18 protein-coding genes and 3 pseudogenes are annotated in these 22,665 nt (G+C 37.3%); 6 read left to right on the top strand and 15 right to left on the bottom strand.

Annotated elements, in window-relative coordinates; translation table 11 throughout:
* The first annotated feature begins 748 nt into the window (after positions 1 to 748).
* The gene (locus HYG93_RS17270; RefSeq protein ID WP_077169794.1) at positions 749 to 5,974 is read left to right on the top strand and encodes an AAA domain-containing protein; all 5,226 of its coding nucleotides are present in this window, start codon (positions 749 to 751) and stop codon (positions 5,972 to 5,974) included.
* A gap of 3 nt (positions 5,975 to 5,977) precedes the next feature.
* A complete protein-coding gene (locus tag HYG93_RS17265) occupies positions 5,978 to 7,354 on the top strand; it encodes a hypothetical protein (RefSeq protein ID WP_005005738.1) in 1,377 nt (458 codons plus the stop codon).
* Positions 7,355 to 7,499: 145 nt separating this feature from the next.
* On the opposite strand, the pseudogene HYG93_RS17260 reads toward HYG93_RS17265, so the two are convergent.
* The 5 genes and pseudogenes from HYG93_RS17260 to HYG93_RS17240 all read right to left on the bottom strand — a co-directional run.
* Positions 7,500 to 7,673, bottom strand: a pseudogene (locus tag HYG93_RS17260) (IS5/IS1182 family transposase); the annotation flags it as partial.
* 29 nt (positions 7,674 to 7,702) lie between these two features.
* Positions 7,703 to 9,349: an IS66-like element ISAba17 family transposase gene (locus HYG93_RS17255; RefSeq protein ID WP_087528919.1), complete on the bottom strand. Its 1,647-nt coding sequence runs from the start codon at positions 9,347 to 9,349 to the stop codon at positions 7,703 to 7,705.
* Positions 9,350 to 9,423: 74 nt separating this feature from the next.
* Positions 9,424 to 9,759 carry an IS66 family insertion sequence element accessory protein TnpB gene (gene tnpB / locus HYG93_RS17250; RefSeq protein WP_000618090.1) on the bottom strand — a complete coding sequence of 112 codons (336 nt, stop codon included), beginning with the start codon at positions 9,757 to 9,759 and terminating at the stop codon, positions 9,424 to 9,426.
* On the bottom strand, positions 9,756 to 10,184 hold the full coding sequence (locus HYG93_RS17245; protein ID WP_000364662.1) for a transposase: 429 nt from the start codon (positions 10,182 to 10,184) through the stop codon (positions 9,756 to 9,758). The genes tnpB (HYG93_RS17250) and HYG93_RS17245 overlap by 4 nt, the downstream gene beginning before the upstream one ends.
* Before the next feature lie 31 nt (positions 10,185 to 10,215).
* Positions 10,216 to 11,024 (bottom strand): annotated as a pseudogene (locus tag HYG93_RS17240) (IS5 family transposase).
* 145 nt (positions 11,025 to 11,169) lie between these two features.
* Between HYG93_RS17240 and HYG93_RS17235 the strand changes: the two are divergent.
* A complete protein-coding gene (locus HYG93_RS17235) occupies positions 11,170 to 11,496 on the top strand; it encodes a hypothetical protein (RefSeq protein WP_005028412.1) in 327 nt (108 codons plus the stop codon).
* Positions 11,497 to 11,642: 146 nt separating this feature from the next.
* Here HYG93_RS17235 and HYG93_RS17230 read toward each other — a convergent pair whose 3' ends face one another.
* From HYG93_RS17230 to HYG93_RS17195, 8 genes are all read right to left on the bottom strand, one after another.
* Positions 11,643 to 12,311, bottom strand: a complete 669-nt coding sequence (locus HYG93_RS17230; protein WP_372659224.1) for an SAVED domain-containing protein — start codon at positions 12,309 to 12,311, stop codon at positions 11,643 to 11,645.
* Positions 12,296 to 13,900 (bottom strand): IS66 family transposase, encoded by a 1,605-nt coding sequence (locus tag HYG93_RS17225; protein ID WP_178962716.1) that lies wholly within the window; start codon positions 13,898 to 13,900, stop codon positions 12,296 to 12,298. The genes HYG93_RS17230 and HYG93_RS17225 overlap by 16 nt, the downstream gene beginning before the upstream one ends.
* 74 nt (positions 13,901 to 13,974) lie before the next feature.
* A complete protein-coding gene (gene tnpB, locus HYG93_RS17220) occupies positions 13,975 to 14,310 on the bottom strand; it encodes an IS66 family insertion sequence element accessory protein TnpB (protein ID WP_004691519.1) in 336 nt (111 codons plus the stop codon).
* Positions 14,307 to 14,690, bottom strand: a complete 384-nt coding sequence (locus HYG93_RS17215) for a transposase (RefSeq protein ID WP_178962715.1) — start codon at positions 14,688 to 14,690, stop codon at positions 14,307 to 14,309. Before HYG93_RS17215 ends, tnpB (HYG93_RS17220) begins: the two co-directional genes overlap by 4 nt.
* Positions 14,691 to 14,735: 45 nt before the next feature.
* Positions 14,736 to 15,788 (bottom strand): hypothetical protein, encoded by a 1,053-nt coding sequence (locus HYG93_RS17210; protein ID WP_256733495.1) that lies wholly within the window; start codon positions 15,786 to 15,788, stop codon positions 14,736 to 14,738.
* A gap of 2 nt (positions 15,789 to 15,790) precedes the next feature.
* Positions 15,791 to 16,291 (bottom strand): Mov34/MPN/PAD-1 family protein, encoded by a 501-nt coding sequence (locus HYG93_RS17205; protein WP_005006362.1) that lies wholly within the window; start codon positions 16,289 to 16,291, stop codon positions 15,791 to 15,793.
* On the bottom strand, positions 16,276 to 17,934 hold the full coding sequence (locus HYG93_RS17200; protein WP_005006360.1) for a ThiF family adenylyltransferase: 1,659 nt from the start codon (positions 17,932 to 17,934) through the stop codon (positions 16,276 to 16,278). Before HYG93_RS17200 ends, HYG93_RS17205 begins: the two co-directional genes overlap by 16 nt.
* A 9-nt stretch (positions 17,935 to 17,943) precedes the next feature.
* Positions 17,944 to 18,957 (bottom strand): nucleotidyltransferase, encoded by a 1,014-nt coding sequence (locus HYG93_RS17195; protein ID WP_005006358.1) that lies wholly within the window; start codon positions 18,955 to 18,957, stop codon positions 17,944 to 17,946.
* Between the two features lie 239 nt (positions 18,958 to 19,196).
* Between HYG93_RS17195 and HYG93_RS17190 the strand changes: the two genes are divergently transcribed.
* Positions 19,197 to 19,901, top strand: a complete 705-nt coding sequence (locus HYG93_RS17190) for an IS6-like element IS1008 family transposase (RefSeq protein WP_001067790.1) — start codon at positions 19,197 to 19,199, stop codon at positions 19,899 to 19,901.
* Between the two features lie 286 nt (positions 19,902 to 20,187).
* Here HYG93_RS17190 and HYG93_RS17185 read toward each other — a convergent pair whose 3' ends face one another.
* Complete coding sequence (locus HYG93_RS17185) at positions 20,188 to 20,739, bottom strand: macro domain-containing protein (protein WP_033134790.1); 552 nt, start codon at positions 20,737 to 20,739, stop codon at positions 20,188 to 20,190.
* A 56-nt stretch (positions 20,740 to 20,795) separates the two neighbouring features.
* On the opposite strand from HYG93_RS17185, the gene HYG93_RS17180 reads away from it, so the two are divergent.
* Positions 20,796 to 21,272, top strand: a complete 477-nt coding sequence (locus HYG93_RS17180; protein WP_178962714.1) for a DUF1643 domain-containing protein — start codon at positions 20,796 to 20,798, stop codon at positions 21,270 to 21,272.
* A gap of 673 nt (positions 21,273 to 21,945) precedes the next feature.
* Positions 21,946 to 22,425, top strand: coding sequence for an isochorismatase family protein (locus HYG93_RS17175; protein WP_065995571.1), 480 nt, complete (start codon positions 21,946 to 21,948; stop codon positions 22,423 to 22,425).
* Positions 22,426 to 22,536: 111 nt separating this feature from the next.
* Here HYG93_RS17175 and HYG93_RS17170 read toward each other — a convergent pair.
* Positions 22,537 to 22,665: pseudogene (locus tag HYG93_RS17170) on the bottom strand (IS1 family transposase); the annotation flags it as partial.

Raw genomic sequence — 22,665 nt, 5'->3', positions numbered from 1 at the left:
CGGTAGTACGTAGACCGTATCAAAGAATGACGACAGCTAACATGCTTAAGATTTGTTATAATAAACAAATTGTTAGTATCTAAACGACACATGAGCTGTCATTTTTTGGAAATTGCGACTACCCTATTCATTTTAATTCGAACTTTAACTTATGTTCACCTGAAGTCTAGTTAATAAAACTTTTAATAATTTTATTTATTATTTTCAATAACTTATATAAATAAAAAAATAATTATAAATTTTTGGTTCATGAACCTAATGAATTTATTGATACTTTTATAAAATAGAGTTAATTTGTCCGAGAGATATGGGTAGATATCTATTTTTGGTCTTTTTAGTGATTAGAGATATGACCATTGTCATCAAATTTTAAGGAATTCCTTAAGTTTTTTTCTTATAATTCAATAAAATAATTTTGAATACTCAAAAATTAAATGTAATATAAGTCACATTATGAACCGTTAAGTGAAATACGTTTTGCTTAAACGAATGATTGAGTTAGATCATCTAAATGATGATCGTGCTAGAAGACTCAGGTTTTACACCAAAATATTTGGCAGACTTTATTTTAAATACAATCCTAAACTGAATATAAAAAACCTTCGGAGGGCTTATTTGGCCAAACTAACCATCAACCTGAAAAAACTAAATTCTTACGCTAAGTATTTTTTCTAAAAGACACCGTACATATAGCATTACTTTATGTTAATAAAAATTTAGCATCATTTTTGACGCTTATTTGTTGTATGTGCAAAAGCAAGACATTTTAAATAAAGAATCTTTTAATATGAAAGTTACATATCCAGAGACAGGTATATACGAGCACGAACTCAAAGCAATTGATAAGATTAAAAAGGTCTTTGATCGTGGCGAAAAAACTAAAAACTGGCGAGCATATGCTGGTTTTGAATTTATGCATAAAAATGGAAAAAAAGCAGTAGCGAAAGGTAGTTCTGAGAAATTTGAATATGATCTCCTAATTATTACTCATGCAAACATTTTGGTCATTGAATTCAAGGACTGGAACGGTAAGGAAATTACAAAAGTTGCAGGAAAATGGTACGTAGGTAATAAAGAGCAAGATTCATGCCCTGTAGCTAAAAATGTAAAAAAAATGCAAATTATAGTTAATAAACTAAAGGATAAAGTTTCAGAAAAGAAAGCTAAGGGCATTACATTTCATTACCAAAGTGTTTCTCACTTTGTTGTCATGTGTGGTAAAGCAGATTATTCGCGCCTGCCTCCAGAAGATTTAGAGCACATTCTTTCGATAGATGAGTTTATACAATTAGCTCAACAGAAGAATTTTAATAATATGTTCCGCAAGCATCTGGAACGTGATGGTCGCATATATGATATTAAAAAAGAATATCACGCCATTATTGATGAAATTTTTGCGCCTGACCAAATTCAACCACGCTCTTTGATTATTAATAATCATGAACGAGGTGACTTGATCTTACCGCATCCTAAAAAGATTTATAGCGAGTATAAAGCGCATTCATTGACCATCGTTGGTGAAAAATCTTTAATGCGTTGTTGGGATTTTAATGAATTCAAGTTGAGTAACTCAAGAATGAGTCAGCCTCAACATCGATTCAACTTGATCTGCAATGAGCGCCGGGTTTTCCAAAAAATTAAAACAGAAAAGCCTGATCTTTATCAAAGTTGTTTGCACCCGATTACAAACCCAAGTCTTGATGACATGACATCAAAATATAATGAGTTGTATGAGTTGCCTGAGAACAGCTATCGAGTCAACGAATTCATCGGCGCTTATGCTGAGAAAATGTCTGAATCTGAGAAATTGGATTTATTCCAGATTTTGCTTGGTAAATTTAATCACCTACATCAAATGGGAATTACTCATGGTGATGTGGGTGATCATAGTGTGTGGATCTCTTATAAAAAGGAGATATTGCTATCCAATTTTTCGGCAGCAAATGATCAAACACAGCCCTCGAAAATTGACCCTGAACTGGCTAACGAACTCCCATTTTTGAATACAACAGCTCATCTTCCGAATCTTGCGCTGACAGCTGCACAAAAGGATGTGTATTGGTTAGGGCAGTTAATCCTTCATATTTGGAAGAATGCTCGACTGAGCCCACGTTCATTGAAAAAATTTAGTCTTGAGGAGCGAGATCAGAACCACTGGTTAGAGCGTATTTTAACACGAGCTTTGACAGGGAAATATGATAATGCATGTGCAGTATTCCAAGATTTCTTAGCTCAAAAACCTGCTGAACAAGTTAGTTATGAACTTGATGCAGATGTACTGAATCCATATTTAAATCAGACAAATACCTATATCAGTTACCCGATATTTGGCGCGCCTATTGATGCTAACCAAAATTTTACACTCTATGCATCAGGCAACATGTTAGTCAAAACATGGATGGGTAAAGTTGCATCTGCAATGACAACTTATCAAAAGAGTTGTTTTAAGCGATTCTTTGAAGAACTTAAAATGACGCAGGCTCTCAATTTGCCATACCTTCCTAAGATTATTGATTTTGGTTTATCAACTAGCACAGCATGTGTGTATCTAGTAACTGAAATGGTAAAGGGTGAAGCTTGGTCAACGGTTATTGAGGGCTTAACTGAGGATGAAAAAAATGAACTTTCACTTCAGTTATTGCATTCTCTGAAAAAATTTCATGAGCATGGCTTTCAACATGGAAACTTGGATGATGAAAAGATTCTAGTAGATAAAACAAACTTGAAAGTTAGTTTTAATGATTGCTTCCATCCTGAAGTACCACAACCTGATTCTTCTAATGCTTATTTCCCATCTGATATTGAAGATCCAACAGTCATTCAGTGTGACAACTTTACTGCATTGAAATTAATCGCAGATCTATACGATATAGACTTGGCTGTGGATGATGTGGCTTCAATGGATCCTACTTTATCCTGGCTAAATACAGCCTTGAGCATAGAAGGAATGGAAGATCCAAGTGTACGCTATATTGATAATTCTCGCTTTATAGAGGCATTTGAATGTAAGGGTGCTATTGTAAAAGAAGCTCCTCAGATTAGTATTTATACAAGTAAGGTTGAGACGCCCTTTACGATTTATCCCGAAAACGGCAAAGTTTATATCCAACTTGAGGCAGCAAGTGAGGGGGATTTTCGATTTACACTTAGCGGAATCAATGGCATGTTAAAAGGGTTTTATAAGCCCCATGAAAATCAATTAAGTTTCCTTGATTTTGTCAAAAAACAAGACCTGTGGTGGAAGGCTAGTAGGGATGCAGATCTGACTATTGATGTTAGCATTGAAGTCCACCCGATATCTGGGATGAGTAAGCGTGACAACATTGTAGAGTTAAATGACTTCTTAGCAAAAGATCAAAACTTTAAGGATGCTATTGAACAGTTTAAGCAAGCACAGCTCAAAAGGACTCAAGAGAAAGAGGAAACATTACGGGCTCTGCGTGAACAAAAAGCATTACAAGAAGAGATAGGCGATGTTATAGCTACTGATGAGCTTATGGCACAGCCAATGAGTCATCTGCCTACACATAGCCACTTAATTGATATTGAAACGAAAGAGTTGTGGAAAAAAGTCATGGCGACTGAGCGTCATGCACATCCTACAATCACTCTGTCTGAGCCGTTAAAGATAGTTTCGAGCAAACATTTTAAAGATTCAAAGAGTGCTATTGCATACTATGACTCTGCAGAAGATGTTTCAGCTAAATTTTCAAAGACCGATAAAGTCGATGTAATGTGCACTAAAGAAACTGGGGCGGGAGGTGATTACACTTTCTGCATAGGTACGGTGAATATTGCGCAATCAAAAGTCGGAGAATTGTGGATCGATTTTTGTAAAAAAACAAATGAAGTTCCTGAAGAAGCAACACTGTTTCTACAAAGCAAGGCAGATAAGTCATCTAATCGGAAACGTGCAGATGCTCTGACAAATATTCTGAGTAATAAGGCTGTCATTGAAAATCTCGTAGATTACTTTGAACCATCATTAGTGATTGAAGCAAAAGATTATGAGATTGAAGTGCCTGATGAAGATCTAGATCACTATAACAAATACAAAAATGGGGAATTGGTTAAAGCCCTCAATCCATTACAACGTAAAGCGTTCCGTAATGTGCTTAAGTATGGACCTGTATCACTATTAAAGGGACCACCAGGAACCGGCAAAACTGAATTTATCTCTATACTGGCTCACTATCTCTATGATAAACAAAATGTATCTAACATCTTAATTGTTAGTCAGTCGCACGAAGCTGTAAATACAAGTGTTGAGCGTATACGTCAGCTATGCACAGAGTATGACACACCATTAAGTATTGCTCGAATAAGCAATAAAGAGAGTGCTGTGTCTCCTGAATTAAAAGATGTCTATACAGGCTCAATTATTACGAGCCAGATAGAGCTGTTTAAGTCTAATATTAAAGAAAGAGTGCTTGAGCTTGCAAAAGATTTATCACTTGAAGCTGAATACTTGAGCGATCTTTATGAAATCAGAGTCACTATTTTAAATAGTCTTAAATCTGCGTATCAGTCAATCGACCAAGATGATCTTGATCAAAAGTTTAGCTTCTCATTAGAAGAGTATACCCAGGCTTTCAAATCAGCAATGCATAAGCTGAAGAGCATGTTTGACGGAAATCAAGACTTTTGGGATCAACTGGAAGACTGTATCAATGATAAAGAGATAACAGTATTAAACCAGTTAAATAAGATCGACATGATTACGTTCGCAGCACTTAATCAATACTACGGGGTATCTAATGAGGAAGGACTTAAAGCGAAAGCCTTGATCAATATTGCCCTAGATTATGAACCATTAATTGAAAGCCAAAATGCTAATTATGAAAGTTTCCTGGTCAAAACAAGGCAATTAGTCTGTGGCACATGCGTTGGTGTTGGCCAACAAAGTATTGGAATCGCCAATCACGTATTTGATTGGGTGATTATTGATGAAGCAGCACGTTCAATCGCTTCAGAATTGGCAATTGCAATGCAGTCAGGTGCACGTATTTTATTAGTTGGGGATCAAGACCAACTTCCTCCACTATATTCGAGCGATCATAAAAAGGCTTTAGCTAAGCAACTTAAGATATCAGATGATGATTTGGAAGATAAATTACAAAGCGACTTTGGCCGTATCTTTAATTCACATTATGGACTAAAGGCTAGTTCAGAACTCTTGTCACAGTACCGAATGAGTCCGAGCATCGGCGAATTAGTTTCAGACTGTTTTTATGAAGGAAAACTTGAAACTGAAGTTGTCGATTCTCGTGGTTTAAGTGATGAAGAGCTGAAAGAAATTAAGTTAAAGCGGATTGTGCCTGATAACTATGCATCCGACATCGCAATAGAATTGAATTCAACAGTTACTTGGGTGGATACTGGGAATGCTGAGCATTTCAAAATGGAGAAAGGTAGTAGTATTTATAACCCACATGAAATTAATGAAATTATCGATTTTCTTCAGCGGATTGACCAAGACAAACTCTTGTTAAATAAATTAGTGCCAGAGCCTGATTCCCTTAAAGAGCCTGCTATTGGTGTAATTTGTACCTATGCTGAGCAAAAAAACCGGTTAAGAAAAGCCTTCTCTTTGTGTGAAGTGTCAGATGCATTGAGATCAATTGTGCGTATTGATACGGTGGATAGTTATCAAGGTAAACAGAATAAGATCATCATTCTCTCAGTTACGCGAAATGATCCAACTAAGTTTCCTGCATTTTTGAAGTCACCAAATCGTGTGAACGTGGCTTTATCTCGCGCAATGGATCGTCTTGTAATCTTTGGTGCGTCAGAAATGTGGCAAGGAGTCAACAGTAACTTACCTTTAGGACGCGTATTAAATTACATCAAGTGCCGTGAGAATCAGACTTTAGAATATCGATATATTTCAAAACGCGCCATTGTCAAAATAGTACAAAACAATCCGCACATTAATAAAAATAGATCAAAAAAATATAGAAAGGCAGGGGTATAACTCATGGAAAATTCACTAAGAAGCTATCATGACGTAGATGTTACATTGCCATCACAACTATTCAATGTGGCATTTAGCTATACCACAACAGATACCTTAGATTTTATTGATTCTATGGTATTGCGCCTATTGGTAATTGCACCACTTTCTGCTGAAAAAATAGCGCGGTTCTTAGGGTTATCTAATCATGAAACAGATGTGCTATTAACTAAATTATTAAAACAAATGCAGATAAAACATCTTGAAGATGATCGATTTGCTCTGACTCAGCGACTTGAGAAAGCATTCTCGGATGTTTGTGCAATTCCTTATGTAAATAAGATTGAGGACAATATTCAAAAGATGAGTTTTGAGATGATTGGCTTGAATCCTGAGCCAGTTAATCCCAACGCATCTGACAATGGGGCAAATTCAATTAAATTAGATGCTTCTAACCAATACCTTTCAAATGGTGAGTCTTTGGTTAGTAAGGAGTTTCAGAAAAATTTTCGATTTTATTTCAGCCAAGGATTAGTTAAGTTGAATCCATCAGTGGATGAAAAGAAGCTGCAACTGTATAAAATGAGCCAAGTGGAAAAATTGCGAGACCATTCTCGTCGTTTTACATTACCATTGACGCTTGATGAGAATTATACACCTACAGAGATTAGTGATTTTAATCACATGGAAAATCTTAACAAAATCGAAGATTCTCTTTACGCTGCTCTTAGATCAGCTAAGAAGCCACAAAATATTGAGGATATTCTAAAGGTACTCCATGAATTAGATATGGAGGATACTTTTTCAGTTGAATCTATTTTTAGCGAGAATAAGCTTAATTTAGATCGCTTATTTAAGCTAGAACACAAATCCAATGAATACTTTATCGGGCCAATATATTCTAAGGAAAATTCAGACCTGTTTTTCAAAACAATCAAACAATATCAAGACCAGAATAATGATGATAAACAGCTGTATTGGTTAGCTCCATCAGATGAATTTTGGGGTAAGTCAGATAGATTTAGTGATTTTATTGATCGTTTATCGACAACCACAATTACCAAAAACTTTAAATGCTTCTTACCAGTGGCATACAGAAATGATAAACAATCAATCGCAAGTTATAAAAAACTAATCACAGCTGAGGCAGGAGCCAAGCACTTTCTAACGTTTAAGGAAAGTAGTGTAGTTTTTGACGGTAATTTTGAGCTTTTGGTTATGAAAGACTCTTTTTGTGTTTTGATTATTCACGTTAGTGATTCATCCACAAATATTTTAACAACAGTGCCTGTGGGTATTATTGTCAAAAATAAGGCTATTGCCCAATCGTTTTATAAGTTTTTTGAAGACTTAGAGAACGATGGAGAGAACTTCTTTGGTTTATTAAATTCTAAAAAATAGAATAATCATCTTAAAAAGCTAGCAGATTTGCTAGCTTTTTTAAACTCAAATTAGAGTGGCAACAATCCAGACCAGACATTTCTACTTTGAAGTGGCTTTGTTGCACAAAGATTTGAAATGCAAAGCGCCCCTAATTGAGCCAAATTTAAGGCGTAACTTGGGTAAGTGGTCGACCTAATTCCGTAAATCTGTTAAGGACTGCTACACGTGCATGGATCTCATTCACTTGGCTATCAAAACTCCTTGCACTGAGTTTATCTCCTAATAATTTGATGCAATGCATCTTAGTTTCAACCAAACTTCGCCGATGATAGCCTGTAAGCATCCGCTGAACGCCATCGCCAAGTTTTAACGGGGTTCAGGTTTCCAGCGGTGAGGTAGTAATTCTTCTATTTGGGGCACTTTATGTGTTGGCAACCTTTTCAGCACATCACTTAAATAGGCATACGGATCCAAGCCATTCAGCTTTGCTGACTGGATTAAAGTCATGATATTGGCAGCTCGTTGACCACTGCGCAGCGAACCTGCAAATAGCCAGTTCTTACGCCCCAAGGCCCAGGGACGCATTTGGTTCTCTATCCAATTATTGTCAATGGGTAGATTGCCATCATCCAGATAGCGGCTTAAAGCAGTCCAACGTTTTAGGCTGTAATTGATCGCCCGGGCGGTTGGAGAACTCGATGGCACCGTCAGCTGATGTTGGTTGAGCCATTCATATAGTTGTTGCATGACCGGTTGACTATGCTGTTGTCGGTATTCGCAGCGGTCTTCCGCTGTACCATCCGTCTTTTTTCTTAATTCTGCTTCTATCGCATATAATTTCTGAATCAGCACTAATGCCTGTTCAGCGACCTGACTTTTCTTGGTCACATGTAGTTCATGGAATTTACGACGTGCATGTGCCATGCAGCCCACCTCAATGACCTGACCTGATCTAAAGCGTGCTTTATAACCACTGTAATCATCACAGACCAAATGACCCTGCCAGCCTTTCAGGAAGTCTTCAGCATGCTGGCCAGAACGGCTATCTTGAAAGTCATAGATCACTGCCTGAACTGGATTGTACTGTGTGCTGGCATAGGCCCAGACATAACCTTTTTTGGGCTTTTTCTCATTTTCACCCATCTGCATGACCGTCACCGGTGTTTCATCTGCATGGATCACCTGCTGTTGCAGTACCACCTGTTTTAAGGCATTGGCCAGAGGTTCCAGTTCCACCCCACAGCGGCCAATCCAGTCAGATAACGTTGATCTAGACAGATCAACACCTGCGCGTAGAAAGATTTGACGTTGACGGTACAAAGGCAAATGATCGGCATACTTTGACACCAGCACATGGCTAAGCAATTCAGGTGAAGCAATGCCTTTATCAATCACATAGGCTGGCATCGCTTGCTGAGTCAGAGTGTCACACTGATCACAGACCCATTTACCACGCACATGCTGTTCCTTATAGAACTGTGCCGGTCTGAAATTCAGTTTTTCACTGACATCTTCACCGATACGACGCAAGGTACAGCCACAACTGCATTGTGTTGATTCAGGTTCATGCTCAATACGGAGGGTGTGTAGATGATCTGGCAACAGCCGACGTTTAGGTTTGTTGACTGGGGCTTTCTGTGCAGCTGCATTGGTTTTATCTGCATTCAGTCGTTCCAGTTCCAGATCAACCGCTGCAATATCTTCTTCAACCGCTTCATCCCAGAGATGGATTTGTTTTGCGGTTAGATGTTCGTTTTTACTGCCGAATTTATGCTGTTTAAATAGTGCAAGCTCATGCTCGTATTTTTGATTGAGAATAGAAAGATGTTGAACTTTAGAATCTAATTGCTGATTGGTGACTTCAAAATGTTGAACTCTGGCATCTAATTGCTGATTTGATTGTTCCAGTTGTTGTTTAGATTGTGCCAGAGACTGATGCTGCATCGCCAACTGTCTGGTAAATTCCAGCAGTTGTTCATGGGTCAGTTGGCTTAAATCAGGCAGCGTATTCATGACCGCAGTATGCCTGAGGTCATGATGCAGAGGAAATAGAACGTTTGGAGAATAGCAGAATGGATGAGCCTGGTTTAGAGCATTGTTACCACTTGCTGCAGTCCGATTCTTTGCCAGGGCAAACCCTGGATCAGTGCCTGTAACTGCTCCGGGCTGATCGCCATACTTTCACCCTGGTGAACTTTAGCCCAGTGGAATTTCCCCTGTTCCAGCCGCCGGGCACACAGCCAGATACCCAGTCCATCATGCACCAGCACTTTCATACGATGGCCACGCTTATTACAGAACAGGTAAGCGCAATGCGGTTTGATGTAGCCAAAGGCTCTCAGCACCTGAGCCATGGCTGTATCCATCCCTGCACGCATGTCCATCGGCTGGGTAGACAACCAGATCTCATCAATACGAATCATTGAGTCAAACCCTGGATCAGCAACAGTAATTCAGTTACTGACTCCACCGGCCAGTCGATCTCGATCATCTGATCCCTTGCGGAACTTGGTGCCTCATGTAATGGAATCCTGATATGAGCGACAGCTTTCTTCTCTGGCACAGGTGGTAGAGGTGCTTCTTGTTTGACTGGAGTCGGGTGAAGAATGACCGGAAGAAAGTCAGTCTGTGGAATGGATGGGGTTTTTAATGCAGGGGGCATTGATCTGGACTGACGAATCCATTTATGTAGCAGATTGGCATTGATCTGATGTTGCATTGCTACCTTGGCCACTGATGTATCTGGCTGCTGGCATTGCTGAATAAGTTGATGTTTAAATTCAGCTGTGAAGGTTCGACGGGGCTTTTTTAGCGTTGGTGCACTGTCTATAACTGTCTTTAAATCCATAAATAGGTGTCCACTTAAATTTAAGTGGACACTATCGCGGTATTAATGAGTTAGAAAAAGTGGGGTTCAGCGGACGCTTACGATAGCCTGACCATTTTTTCCATAGTGTCCTGCCTAAACGTTTAATTGTTCGAAGTAATTCATTTCGCTCTAGCGAGCTACTCTTTGTATCTTTCCATTTTTTCTAGGTGGAATCACCGCATGCGCTTGCCGATCTGCAATGACCTGACGGCATTGCTTGGTGTCATAAGCCCCATCGGTATAAACAGAGTCAATCCGCTCATCTTGTGGAATCTGATTAAGTAAATCACCAAGCACCTGTGAATCACTGACATTATTGGTTGTAAGCTGAACTGCTCGTATTTGTAGGGTTTTAGCATCTATACCAATATGAAGTTTACGCCATTGGCGACGATATTCAGGTCCATGTTTCTTGCGTTTCCATTCGCCCTCACCTAGAAACTTCATGCCTGTAGAGTCCATGAGTAGATGCAGCCCATCGCTACTTTTTTGGTAGCTGATTACAATATCAATATGCTTTTGTCTTCTACAAAGCGTGGTGTAATCTGGAGCTATCCAATTTAATCCGCAAAGTTTAATCAGACTTTGCACAAAGCCAGTGACCATACGTAAAGACAGACGGAATAAGGATTTAATCATTAAGCAGCATTGGATGGCTGCGTCGGAGTAGATTTGATTTCGCCCTTGTTTGCCTTTTGATGGAGCATATCATTGCGTAGCAGGATCAAACCAAATGGCAATATTTCCTCGACTCATGAGTGCTCGGTTATATGCGGGCCAATTGGTTGTGCGGTAGATTTTGTGTGTAGGCTTCTTCATTTGAAAATTATATCGCTGAAAAACCCTTTACAGATAGGTTTGTGCAACAAAGCCATTCAGAATTGAAATAGAAAAATTTAAAAATAAATAACTTGGAAATAGATTTTATGATAAAATTCAATCAGCTATATTAATTTCTACACTTATGTCTGCACTACAAAAAATTAATGAAGATATGATAGTGAATCTTCCTAAGGGTGATTTACACGTTCATTTAAATGGAGCTATTCCAACAAATTTAGTTAAGGAATTATTAGCAAAAAATACAAATGGAATTCCCTCAAATTTTGATATTAATAAAGATTTAAATATTCTCGAACCACAAAAAAATCTGCAAGATTATTTAAAACCATGGAAAGTCTTAAATTTAATACCTAGATCGCAGAGTGATTTAAATAAAATAGTATTACAAACATTTTTTAGTTTAAAACGGCTTTGTTGTATAAACATTCTTCAAGATACTGATTTTTAAGGATTTGTTTAAATTTTAATCCAAAAATAAATTAAACAAAATCATAGTCTTAGATATTTATGCAACAAAGCCCCATTAGAGCTAAACTCCATTTACTAATGTCATATTTAAATCTAATGGTATGAAAGTACTATCAAATATACTGTTTAAATTACAGCGATTTCATTCTTGCTTCCATTATTTCGAATTTGAAGTCTTGGAACCATTGAATTATTTAAGTAATCATAAATAACCATTTCAGGATGATGCAGATCAAATGCTTGTCCAAACCATATACAAGCAGCATTGGATGCACATGGTAAGACATGAATTTTGGTAATTCCTTTATCTGTTAGACTATGAAATAACGCATGAATATCTTGCATGAAACTTAGTCCTCGTTCAGGATTTCTTATTGCTCCATTCCCCATATATTCTGGTTTAGCAGTAATATTAATTACCGGATGTCCTAATTCAACAGCCTTATTTTTAGAGGTTTCTGGATCAGCAGTGAGATTCAATCTAATAGTAATTTCAGTACAATCTTCTATTTCACTGAAATTATTAATTTCATACGCTTTGGTTGTACATATAAGATCAGGCCACATCCAACAACTTCCATCCCTATACATAAGCATAGGTATAAATTTCCCTTTATTTCCTAATTTACTTCCTAATGCTATTAGGCATGGCATAGGGCCGAAGCCAAAAATAGCTACTCTCTTATCATCAAATTTAGTTTCCCTAAGTAATTGTTCTGTTTGAACTTCAAATTCTTCTAAAAAATACGTAAGCGTCCGCTGAACCCCATGCCTATTTTTTAATTTGAGTTGGATTTCCAGCGATGTGGCAGTAATTCTTCTATTTGGGTCGCTTTATGCGTCGGCAGCCTTTTCAGCACATCACTGAGATAGGCATACGGATCCAACCCATTCAGCTTTGCTGACTGGATTAAAGTCATGATATTTGCCGCTCGCTGTCCACTGCGCAGCGAACCTGCAAACAACCAGTTCTTACGGCCCAATGCCCAGGGACGCATTGAGTTCTCTGCCCAGTTATTGTCAATGGGTAGATTGCCATCATCCAGATAGCGGCTTAAGGCTGGCCAACGCTTCAGACTGTAATTGATGGCCTTGGCGGTTGGAGAACTCGATGGCACCGTCAGATAATGTTGGTTGAGCCATTCATAGAGTTGTTGCATCACCGGTTGGCTGTGCTGTTGTCGGTATTCGCGGCGGTGTTCTGCTGTACTATCGGTCTTTTTCCTGAGTTCTGCTTCTATCGCATACAGTTTCTGAATCATCAGTAATGCCTGTTCAGCGATCTGACTTTTCCCAGTCACATGTAGCTCATGGAATTTACGACGTGCATGCGCCATGCAGCCCACCTCAATGACATCGCCTGATTTAAAGCGTGCTTTATAACCACTGTAATCATCACAGACCAGATGGCCCTGCCAGCCATTCAGGAACTCTTCTGCATGCTGACCTGAACGGCTATCCTGAAAGTCATAGATCACCGCTTGAACTGGATTGTACTGTGTAGTGGCATAGGCCCAGACATAACCTTTCTTCGGTTTTTTCTCATCATCACCCATCCGCATGATGGTGACCGGCGTTTCATCGGCATGCATCACCCGCTGTTGCAGCACCACCTGTTTTAAGGCATTGGCCAGAGGTTCCAGTTCCACACCGCAGCGACCAATCCAGTCAGATAAAGTAGATCTGGACAGATCAATGCCCGCCCGCTGATAGATCAGGCGCTGACGGTACAGCGGCAAATGATCGGCATACTTCGATACCAGCACATGGCTGAGCAGTTCAGGTGAAGCAATGCCTTTATCAATCACATAGGCGGGCATCGCTTGCTGAGTCAGGGTGTCACACTGATCACAGACCCATTTGCCACGCACATGCTGTTCCTTATAGAACTGTGCCGGTCTGAAATGCAGTTTTTCACTGATATCTTCGCCGATACGACGTAACTGGCAGCCACAACTGCATTGGGTTGATGCAGGTTCATGCTCAATACGGATGGTGTGTAGATGATCCGGCAGCAGTCGACGTTTAGGTTTGTTGACTGTGGCTTTCTCTGTCGCTGCATCGGTTTTATCTGCAGTCAGCCGCTCCAGTTCCAAATCAACTGCTGCGATATCCTCTTCAACCGCTTCGTCCCACAGATGGATTTGTTTTGCGGTGAGATGTTCGTTTTTACTGCCAAATTTGTGCTGTTTAAATAGTGCGAGCTCATGCTCGTATTTTTGCGTGAGAATGGAAAGATGTTGAACTTTGGCATCCAATTGCTGGTTTGATTTTTCTAATTCTTGATTTGATTGTGCCAGAGACTGATGCTGCATTGCCAACTGCTGGGTAAATTCCAGCAGTTGTTCATGGGTCAGTTGGCTTAAATCAGGCATCATTTTCATGACCGCAGTATGCCTGAGGTCATGACGCAGAGGAAATAGAACGTTTGGAGAATAGCAGAATGGACCAGCCTAGTTTAGAGCATCGTCACCACCTGCTGTCGTCCAATGCGCTGCCAAGGTAAACCCTGGATCAGTGCCTGTAACTGTTCCGGACTGATCGCCATGCTTTCACCCTGGTGAACCTGCGCCCAGTGGAATTTTCCCTGTTCCAGCCGCCGGGCACACAGCCAGATGCCCAGTCCATCATGTACCAGCACTTTCATGCGATGGCCACGTTTATTACAGAACAGGTAAGCACAATGCGGTTTAATGTAGCCAAAGGCTCTCACCACCTGAGCCATGATAGTATCCATCCCTGCTCGCATATCCAGAGGTTGGGTAGAAAGCCAGATTTCATCAATGCGGATCATGTTGCAAGTGCCTTGAGTAATTCTGCTAAAGCAGATATTTCTGATACTTGCCATTTCAAGCCAATTTCTACTTTTGAGTGGGGTAAAGTAATTTGAACCGTTAACATGTCAGTAGGAGTAGGATCTAATGGTGCAGAGCAAGATAAGGCAATAAATGCAGGTTTATTCGGTAGTGGTGAGCGATCATTCCCTAGCTTACCATCAATTAAGCGAATCCATTTGGATACAAGATTTGTATTCAATCCATGTTGCAAAGCGACCGAAGCAATTGAAACGTCCGGTGCTTTACAAGCCTGAACGATCTGCTGTTTAAATTCAGCACTGTATGTTCTTCGTTTTTTCGCAAGAGATGCGATGGATGTCTGGTTATTTGTAGTCATGAATTTTAGTCCCCACTTGTTTTTAAGTGGGGACTAAATTAAGGCTTATAGGATGAATTCATAAGGTGTGTTCAGCGGACGCTTACAAAAATACTTTTTATAGAACTCATCAGCTGAAGCTCTTAAATGAGCTGGTAATGGTTCATGAATTAGTGTCTTATCTTTATGCAAAATAGATTTTAATGGGAGAAGGCAGCTTGCAATATCACGTCGTGAAGGAGACTGAGGAATATTGCGATTCACGGGCCAGAAAAATAAATACACTGGCATAGGAGTAAAGCTTAAAGAATCTAATAAATCTTCGCATTGTGCTGTGAAATTACTTCTCATTTGCGAGAGTCTTGAAGCTGTATATTCTGCGCCAGCAACTTTATCAATTAACCTATGATGTTTTTCACATAATAATAAAATATTCGTTGGATCATCTGATAGTTGATATGAGAAGAAGGGGATACCGCGAGTAGAATTTTCTGATGCTGCAACATTATGAGCTAAAACGCCATATGTACCTTCAAATCCAGTTATTTCATCTATGTTTAATTTTGCACCACATCCTTTAAACATACATCGGCCATGACTTGAGAGATAAATCTGGTTTTTATCTTTTTCAGATAAATCGTTACCCCTACCTGTAAGATGCTCAAAATCAAAAATTCTTTTTATGAAATATTCTAATTGGTTTACAGGGTTTGGTTTTTGTTTAGGAATCTTTCTAGGAACAAAATCTACATCTTTAACTTCGCTCTCTTGAGAGGAGGTTAAATTCCATGTTTCTTTTAACTTTTCAAAATCATGTAGAGTGTGGGCATCAATTATGTGACCTTGAAGAAAGCGTGCATAAATGGAAATTTTTTTGGCAAGCAATCTTCGGACAAAAGTTAAAGTATCATCATAATTGAGAATTATACGGAAAAAACTTTCAGGGCTTTTATTTTTCAATAAGACAAAAATTATATTTTTACGTTCTTCATCAACTAATACACCTAATGAATCTATACAAATATGCTTTAAAATTTCTTCTATATATTTATTTGCATTTGATAAATCATCTATTGCTGATAAAGAAGTCTGTAAACTTAGGGATGGGTCTAGTTGCATTTTCAATTTAACTCAATATAACCTAACAGTTTGATTTTAAAATTTTTTCTACCAATCCAGATTCCAGTTTTTACTCTTCCGATTATTAAATATAAAACTGGGTCATTAAGATTGGTAATGCCATTTAGAACAGTATCTATATCCCTTAAATCGGTTGGAGAGGGTGTTGGTACATCTTCAGGATGTGTATGCCATAGGCCTTGAAAATTATAGAATTTTTTAGATTCGTTCCAAGCTTGTATTAAAGCATATTGGTGGGACTTTGACCTAAAGAAAGACATACGTGTTTGACAGTCTCCTTCCATAGGAGAGGTAAAGCTTTCAATGATTTTAGCTTTAGTTTCTATGTCTGTTCTTCCAATTAGAATGCCACCCGATTCTGGAGAATCTGATTCTAATTGTATAAATTGCTTTAAACTCTTTAAAACATTTGCTTGAATAATAAAGACTTGGCCTGTAGGTGTGTCACATTTAATCCTCCCTTGAGTTATGTATTGCAACATGGGCATACTTCTTTATAAATTTCTTTTAAATTCAATATATTAATTCCATTTGAATTATTTACTGAATTATAAAAAGGGGTAGTAATTATTCCATTTTTATTTGCATTCTGATTGTCGCCAGAAATAGAAACAAATCCTAATTGTTGATTCAGGACATATTCAGAAATATAGCTTGCTAGCTTCATGCAATTTAAAGAAGAGAAGGGGGTAAATGCACCAGCACACCCTGTAATATTTTTAGCAATTAGCTGTCCAGATTGTACATATTTATACATAGGGGTAAGACTTTTATTTGATTTTTCATCAAAATATAAGCAGTTTAAACATCCTACATGTTTATTATTGAAAGAAATAAAATGTCCACCTAAATCATAAGGTTCTAACCAGCCTATTATTACTTGAATGTTTGCACTTATTTCATAAATAGTTTTTACGAGAGAAATCTCAGTAGGAGTATGGCCAATTGCTATGATGATAGTATCAATATCTTCAGTAATTTTTGATTTTATCCAGCTTTCACCATGGCTTACGAATGGAAAAATAGTTAATCCGGGCCTTTCTATTAAAAACTTATTAGCTAAAGAAGTAGATTTATAGGTATTAACATACTGCAAACCTAAAGAATGACGATAAATATTATCTGTTTTTAAAAGCTCTGGATCTATGAAAGAAAATTTATTTACGCCTGTTTGAGCTAATATCTCTGCAATCTTTGAGCCTAAAGCCCCACATCCGATAATCGCTATATGTCTTGTTTTTTTCTCTTGCCCCGTTCTATTTAATAAATAATCTATCCACGCTCTTTGTGTTAAAGAGACTTTAAAGCCTTTGAAGGATACTTTTTCTTTGAAAGAATACCAAATGGCATAATAAAAAATCACATAAGCAAATCCATGTTCATTTGGAATTCCCACTAGGGCATAATGATTGCCTTGTTTTAACAAAGATCGTTTGTTCTCATTAGAGAGGGTATTAACAATTTTTAGAAAATAGTCCTCATTAAAATAATCTCCTATATCTGGTATGGGGAAAACAGAAGCATCTTCTAATAATATCTTATGAATTTTTACTTTTGTGAGCTGGTTGTGGTTTATGTAAGAACTATCGCCATCATCAATATGCTCTAATATTTGATGATTCCCTTTTGATGATTTTCTTAACCAACCATATAAATTAAATGTAGAAGTAGGGTCGCAATGTAATATTACATCCTCATTTATATTTTGAGTGCTGCCTAAATATCCTTCTAGTTCGTTATACAAGCTTACTCGGTTGTTTAATTGAAAATTAATAAAAGATTGCTTGAGTATATCTATAGCCCTTTCAAAGAATTCAGTAATAAGTTCTTTATGTCTATAGCCTTCAAAGTTTTCACCTTGATGATCCGTAGTACAAATTTCCCCACTTTGACTCACATGATCTAAGGCAGACATTGGTCGTGTCAATATTCTAAAAATGGGAGGTATCGTCCAATTAGCTCTATTTTGAAAAATTAGACCAAGGCAAACCTGTTGTGTATTAATGAGAAAATCAAATTTTAGATTAACCCAATCCTTAGTAATAGAAGTGACATGGATATTTTGAGCTCCATGTTCACTTAATAGCTTTTCAATATTGTCTAACTTTGGGTTATCAAAAAACATTGAGTTTTCCTAAGCAGATTTTCCTTCTTGAGTGTAATAAGTTTGTACTACTGGTTCGGACACTTCTTGTATTTCAGGGATAGGGAATTGTCTTCCAAAAGTTTTATTTAAAATTTTGCAAGCTTCTACTGTATCAGTTTCCTCATTTACAGCTTCTAAAGATGATTTTAAATCTTCAAGTTTTGATTTTAAGTGCTCCATTTGTTTTCGGGTCAATTTTTCGAGTAAGTCTACACCTTGATGTGCAGGTAAATTAATTACGAGTCTGAAGTAATACTCGTTATTTTCTGGATCAATGCTAAAGGTAGTGAATTGATCTAATACATTATTTACTATAGAAAGTAATACCTTATTATCATTCTCATAATCTTCAGCTGTTATATGCTCATATACAGCTGTAGTGATAGCAATACTCTTAAAAAAATCTAGACCTTTCTCATTTCGCCATTGTTTCAAGTAGCGAGTACATCGTCTAAACTGATGACGTAAATCTGAATCATCTTCAAATTTTCCCAAAATTGTATCGGTAAGTTCAGTAGGATTTGAAATATCCCAAGTCTTAAGGTCTTCAGAGGAGAATTCCTTACCTCGAGCTAGATACATATTGCCTTTGTCGTCTTCAGCGTAGATGGGCAGATCTACATGATAATCGGGACTACCATTTTTGAGATAAGTGACAGTTACGCAAGGTCGTTTGATCGTTACAGTTCTATTTGAATGAGTTAAAGCATCTCTAACAATTTTTTTAATTTCTACTGAGCCATATTCCTCTTTGTCACAATCTAATAAAACTCCTACATCAATATCATAATCTCCATTCTTAGGCTTAATCCCTGTGCCCAAGGCATAACTACCTTGATTAAAGTATTCAACAAATTGAGGACCATTTGGATCCTTTTTGAGTTCATCTTTTAAGGTGCTAATCAAAAGGTCACGTTTTTCACGTAATGTACTTTCTTCGTCATAACGACCTAATCGAATATTTGTGTGGAACTTAGCATAGTGTTTTTGTGGATTCGCCATATTGTTGTATTCCTGTAGTGCTTTTGTTGTTATGGGGATCTCCTATATTAAATACAAGTTAAGACATTAAAAAAAATAGAATTTTTAAAGGGAAAATTTAATCAAAAAATATTTAAACAAACGATGAGATGTATCAATCTCCAATTTTTAGCATTCCTTCCCAACTAAAATAGTTTGGCACTGTTGCAAATAGGCTGACATGATAAGCTAAATATCTTATTTATTTCGAGATACAGCAGATGAATCCCTTCCATGGTCGGCACTTTCAAGGTGAAATCATTCTTTGGGCTGTTCGTTGGTATTGTAAATATGGCATCAGCTATCGTGAACTTCAAGAAATGCTCGCTGAACGAGGTGTGAATGTTGACCACACCACAATTTATCGTTGGGTTCAGCGTTATGCTCCAGAAATGGAAAAACGCTTACGCTGGTATTGGCGTAATCCTACAGATTTACATTCATGGCATATGGATGAGACTTATATCAAAGTGAAGGGGCGATGGACTTACCTGTATCGTGCAGTTGATCAACGTGGTCATACGATTGACTTTTACCTTTCCGCTAGACGGAACAGTAAATCAGCCTATTGTTTTTTAGGAAAGATCTTCAATACGGTGAAAAAATGGCAAATTCCACGGGTCATCAATACAGATAAAGCAGCGACCTATGGCCATGCTTTATCACGGTTAAAGCGAGAAGGAAAATGTCCAGTAGATATTGAGCACAGGCAGATTAAGTATAAAAATAATGTCATTGAATGTGATCATGGTAAGTTAAAGCGGATCATCAGGGCCACATTAGGATTCAAATCTATGAAGACGGCTTATGCCACAATTAAAGGTATTGAAGTCATGCGTGCACTACGTAAAGGACAAGCATCGTCATTTTATTATGGTCAGCCTCAAGGTGAAGTGTGTCTAATCAACAGGGTTTTCGGTCTCTAAGCACTTTTAAAAAGGAACTTCATCGACTCAAATCTCTATTTGCAACAGTGCCCGGTATACCGATATTTACAAGTTAGTGAATAGCTTATTGGGATTAGCAACTAAATTTAGTTTAACTTATAAAAATCATGAAACACTGTTCGAATTTTAAGCGTGGAACGTGAAAAATCACAAAAAAAGCCCACCTTGGGGAAGGTGGGCTATCAACTAGAAACTACAGCATTGATTTCTAAGTGGAATTATAACGCATTTCGTATAAGGTGTATTATGTTAATTTTAGGAAAACTTAAATTAAGATTTCAATTTTAGGGTCATCAATATTTTCTAATATGCCCTTATAAATCTCGTAATTTACTATGTCATAGCAGACAAAAAAGACTTCTTTCACTTCATTATAAAAAGGTAATTCTGACAAGATAGTACCTATAGCAATTTCTGCTGCTAGCTGCTTAGGAAAGTTATAGACCCCAGTTCCCATATTCGGAACAGAAACTGTTTGAGCTTTAATTTCCTCTGCTTTTCTTAAAGCACTACTATAAGTATTACACAATAATTGTGGTTCATTTTTTTCACCATTTAGCCATCTAGGAGCAACCGCATGAATAACAAATTTAGCAGGTAGGTCACCTGCAACGGTTACTTCTGCACAGCCAGTCTGACAACCACCTTTTGTTTTATTTAGATGGATACAAGCCTCTTTCATCAGAGATCCTGCTTTTTTATGAATGATATAATCTAGGCCACCCCCACCTAATAAAGATTTATTTGCAGAACTAATAAGAGCATCTACTGGAAATTCTGTGATATCTCCATGAATTAAATTCACTTTCTTTTTCATAAGAATTAGAGGTTATGATACAAGATACATAATCATATATTTAAATAGAGGGGTTTATGGAAAAGGGTGCAATAATTTCAGATTGTAGTAAATATCGTTATTCACTTTGGCGTATTTGGGATAAAGAGAAACCTATATTTACATTTATTGGCCTAAATCCTTCAACAGCAGATCATATTCAAGATGATCCAACTATCAATCGCTGTATTAACTTTGCTAAAAGTTGGGGGGGGGGTGGCATCTACATGGCTAATCTTTTTGCATATAGAGCCACTGATCCACAAGAAATGATGTCTCAGGAAGATCCAATTGGCCCTGAAAATGATGCTTACTTGCAGCAATTAGCTACAGAATCTCATCAACTTATTGCTTGTTGGGGAAATGCTGGAATATTTAAAGACAGATCAACTTTTGTAAAACAACTTCTAAAAAATAAGCTCCATTATCTTAAATTAAATAAAAGTGGAGAACCTGGGCATCCTCTGTACATACATTCTTCAACAGAATTAAAGCCTTTTTTAGAACCCATTTAACATAATAGAGCTTATACGAAACGTACTCATAAATAGTTTTATATTTCAAAAAGTTATGCTATAAAAAATTGGGACGCAAAACCTAAAAAGCCGACTTGGAAACAAGTCGGCTTTTTTATGAACGGATTTGATACTTCTTGCCAATGTTTTTGATGATTTTTTAATCAAAATGAAACTTTAGTGTGCATTATCAATCCATAGAGAGCTTAAATCATCCCCAATTTCTGCGGACAACTCTTGGGATAAAAATAGGCCAACTTTGTAAGCTAAAACTTACATAGATTTAAGGATTTTGCGGATTGGTAATTCAAGGCATTAATCCTATGATGGCTATACAGGGAACAGGATGTTTCCAAAAAAACAAGAATAAGAAAGTAGCGCAAGGAATGGGCAGCACGAGATCAGCAAGACGAGCAACCCAATCTAAAAAAGCCCGACAGGATGTCGGGCTTTTTTATGTCTTGAATCTGGATTTCGTAGATGAGATTTTATGTTAAATGCATGACCAAAAAGCCCAATTTATGGGCCTTTCGTATAAGGTGTATTATGTTAATTTTAGAGAAATTTAAAGCCCAACATAATTAATTAGGATTTAAGTATGTATTCAATTTCATGGACATTAAAGGCTTCTCTTTGATAAAATCAATTTACTAAAACTAATTTGTTATTATTTATGAAACCAGTCCTGTTAATAATTGATGTTCAATCAACTTTTAATCCTCCTAACTGGTTAATACAAAAATTAGAAAAATTGCTGCCTTCGGTTCATTCAATCGCGACTATAGAACTACATGATGAATCAATAGTTCCCTTCAAAAGCCAGCTAAATTGGGCTCCATCGGAATTTGATGAATGTCCACTAAAAGTAGAGAAAGTATTTATTAAGTATGGATATTCTCCAACAGATGACTTGATTCAGTATTTGAAAGGTTTAGATACTCAACAAGTTTATGTATGTGGTATCCAAACGGATACGTGTGTTCTTGCTGCTGGTTTTAGATTATTTGATGCTGGTCTTTTCCCCTGCTTAGTTACAGATTTAACTGTAGGTTCTTCTTTAGATCGAAGTGGAAATTTAGGAATTCAACTTTGGAAACATCATTTTAGATCAATTACTACATCTGAAAATTTATCTTCTAATACGATGATTTAACATAATGGCTGTTATACGAAACGAGAGAGAGTGTTAGAACCCATTTAAAGTGTCTATATTCTCACCAATAAAAATGTCCGGTTTCTCCGAGGTAAAATATGACTTTTGAACAAAAATAAGCCATTGTTTATTCTTTTTATTTCCAACAAAATTCCAGAACTCATCTACTTCGAGAGATTCATAATGACTTTGCTGAGGCTGAATTTCATAGGTTGATTCAGTTAAAGTACGTAAAACTTT

The organism is Acinetobacter sp. SwsAc6, from assembly GCF_013391565.1.
Taxonomy (GTDB): domain Bacteria; phylum Pseudomonadota; class Gammaproteobacteria; order Pseudomonadales; family Moraxellaceae; genus Acinetobacter; species Acinetobacter cumulans.
Note: the sequence above shows the minus strand (reverse complement) of the source record. Positions and strands in the feature narration are given on the sequence as shown.